The 2737-nt window shown below is 54.9% G+C and carries 5 protein-coding genes; all 5 read right to left on the bottom strand.

The features are described from left to right. A partial coding sequence (locus tag PKC81_RS14620) for an NAD(P)(+) transhydrogenase (Re/Si-specific) subunit beta (RefSeq protein ID WP_324337338.1) occupies positions 1–775 on the bottom strand: 775 nt, incomplete at its 3' end. A gap of 3 nt (positions 776–778) precedes the next feature. Then, on the bottom strand, positions 779–1060 hold the full coding sequence (locus PKC81_RS14615) for a proton-translocating transhydrogenase family protein (RefSeq protein ID WP_324337336.1): 282 nt from the start codon (positions 1058–1060) through the stop codon (positions 779–781). Beyond that, a complete protein-coding gene (locus PKC81_RS14610) occupies positions 1060–1476 on the bottom strand; it encodes an endonuclease domain-containing protein (protein WP_324337334.1) in 417 nt (138 codons plus the stop codon). Before PKC81_RS14610 ends, PKC81_RS14615 begins: the two co-directional genes overlap by 1 nt. Then, positions 1477–1938 (bottom strand): hypothetical protein, encoded by a 462-nt coding sequence (locus tag PKC81_RS14605; protein ID WP_324337332.1) that lies wholly within the window; start codon positions 1936–1938, stop codon positions 1477–1479. Positions 1939–1946: 8 nt separating this feature from the next. Further along, positions 1947–2737: NAD(P)(+) transhydrogenase (Re/Si-specific) subunit alpha (locus PKC81_RS14600; protein WP_324337330.1), on the bottom strand; the 791-nt coding region annotated here is incomplete at its 5' end.

The raw sequence follows: 2737 nt of genomic DNA, 5'->3' as shown, positions 1-2737 counted from the left end.
GCAGCGTGAAGCCCATCGCCGCAGCCGCCCAGCCCGAATAGCTGTTGAGCATCGATACAACGACCGGCATATCCGCGCCGCCAATCGGGATGATCAGCAAGAAACCGATCAGGAAGGACAGGACAACAATCGTCCAGAAAACCCATTCGGTGCCCGTGGTCGGGACAATCGCGAAATAGGCCGTCAGCCCGATAATCGCGACCAATGTTCCCAAGTTGATCACATGGCGCATCGGCAACAAAATGGGCGCGCCCGACATCTTACCCGCCAGTTTCAGGAATGCGATGACGGAGCCCGAAAAAGTGATCGCACCAATGGCGACGCCCAGCCCCATCTCGATGCGGCTTACCGTAAGAATTTCTCCATTCGCGTCGAGAATCCCGAACGCTTCCGGGTTTAGATAAGCCGCTATCCCGACCAGCACAGCCGCCATACCAACGAGCGAGTGAAAGGCCGCCACCAGTTGCGGCATGTCGGTCATGGCAATCTTGCGGGCAGTTACGATGCCAATGACGGCACCTATGCCGATTGCAGCAAATATCTGACCCAGTGTCGCAAAATCAGGACCTACATAGCTGTTTTGCAGGTCGCCCGCGATCATCGGCATATGCGTATAAACGGTGGTCGCCACCGCAATCAGCATTCCGGCCATGCCAAAGCGGTTACCTCGACGCGATGAAGCAGGCGAACTTAAGCCACGGAGGGCGAGGATGAAAAAGACCCCCGAAACAAGATAGGCAAGCAAGGCCCATGCGGGAACGGCTGCATGTTCCATGCTCTACTTGTCCTTCTTCTTGTACATGGCGAGCATGCGCTCGGTGACGGCAAAACCGCCAAAGATATTGATGCTTGCGAGCACCACACCGAGTAGCCCAAGCCACTTCGCCCCGGGAGCACCAGAAGCCGCCGCCGCAATCAGCGCACCAACAATAATCACTGAGGAAATCGCATTAGTCACCGCCATCAAGGGCGTGTGCAGTGCAGGTGTGACCGACCAAACAACATAATAGCCAACGAAACAGGCCAGTACGAAGATCGATAGGATTGAAATGAAGTCCATTATGGGGCCTTTCCAAATCCTCCCCCTCTGGGGGAGGTGGCAGCGCGCAGCGCTGACGGTGGGGGGTTATCGGCACAAAGCCGAACAATGGCGTCAGCTGTGGCATGGACGTCGCGCAGAACCTCCGATGCGGCTATACGAACAATCTGTATGCCCAATTTGTTGATAGCGGCATCGCGGCGAACATCGCGGTTTGGATTGCAGCCCATATCATGAGCTATTCCATCAATCTCAATGCCCAGACGCTTCTCCGCACAATAGAAATCAACGACAAATTCGCCAATGGGATGCTGTTTGCGAAACTTTACACCCATAGGCTTGCCTTTCAGCAACCGCCACAAAAGTACTTCGGGGAGCGTCATTTCTTTCCGCAATTTGCGTGCGCGTTTCAAAGCTGCTGGGCTATGATCTTCCATTCAGCCCCCCTCCGTCAGCGCTACGCGCTGCCACCTCCCCCAAAGGGGGAGGATTTCAGATGTGCGTTTTGCATTTATACCGTAACGGAGTTCCCATTTTTCCAGCACATCAGAAAGATTTTGTTCGGCCTCGCGCAACCCCTTCTTGAACTTTGAATCAGAACGAAATTGGGCGCAAGGCAAAACAGAAATCAATTCCGAATTTGCTACCGTTTCACCAAACTCTTTGGCAACGGCGATATGTACTAGGGAAATGCGCTTCTTGTATTTTCGATCCAAGCGACGTCGTTCGACAGCTTTTGTCGGTGCCTTGCACAGTACAGCCGAAATACTTTCCTGAGCACGAAATAAATCTTCATGGGGCGGGACTGATCGGTCCTCCGGCACTCGTTCTGAATCTTGAGCAAATGAAATGCTAGCCGCAGACAACAATATGGCGGCTACCACAATTCCACGTGCCAAAATGTTCCTCACCCTAGCAGCCTCTCGTTCACAACCTTGCCGTCCTTGGTCAGGCGGATAGCTGCGGTGATTTCGTCATCGTCAGGCAATACTGGCTTGCCCGCTTCCTTGTCCCAAAAGGCTGACAGGAAGTTGAAAAGGTTGCGCGCGAAGAGCGCAGATGCATCGGCGGCCAAATGCGCAGGTGTGTTCGAATAACCGATGATCTTCACGCCATGCTTGATGACAACTTCGTCGGGCTTCGAGCCTTCGACATTGCCGCCCTGCGCAACCGCGAGATCGAAAATGACGCTGCCGGGTTTCATGCTGGCAATCTGTACATCCGAAATCAGGCGCGGAGCAGCCCGTCCGGGGATCAGTGCGGTGGTGATGACGATATCCTGCTTGGCGATATGGCTCGATACCAGTTCGGCCTGTGCCTTCTGATATTCGGGCGACATTTCGGTTGCGTAACCGCCAGCGCCCTCTCCTTCGATACCGGCGACATTTTCAACGAAGATCGGCTTCGCACCAAGGCTCTCGATTTGTTCTTTGGTTGCCGAACGAACGTCGGTAGCCGAAACAACCGCACCCAGTCGGCGAGCAGTAGCAATCGCCTGAAGGCCCGCAACCCCGACCCCCATGATGAACGCCTTCGCAGCCGTAATTGTGCCGGCAGCGGTCATCATCATCGGAAAAGCGCGACCATAGGCTGCAGCGCTGTCAATCACTGCCTTGTAGCCAGAGAGGTTCGACTGCGAGGAGAGGATGTCCATCGATTGCGCGCGGGTGATGCGCGGCATGAATTCCATCGCCAGCG

Origin of the sequence: Sphingorhabdus sp. (assembly GCF_035329025.1) — a bacterium.
Lineage (GTDB): Bacteria > Pseudomonadota > Alphaproteobacteria > Sphingomonadales > Sphingomonadaceae > Sphingorhabdus_B.
This window is presented reverse-complemented; position numbering and strand designations above follow the sequence as displayed.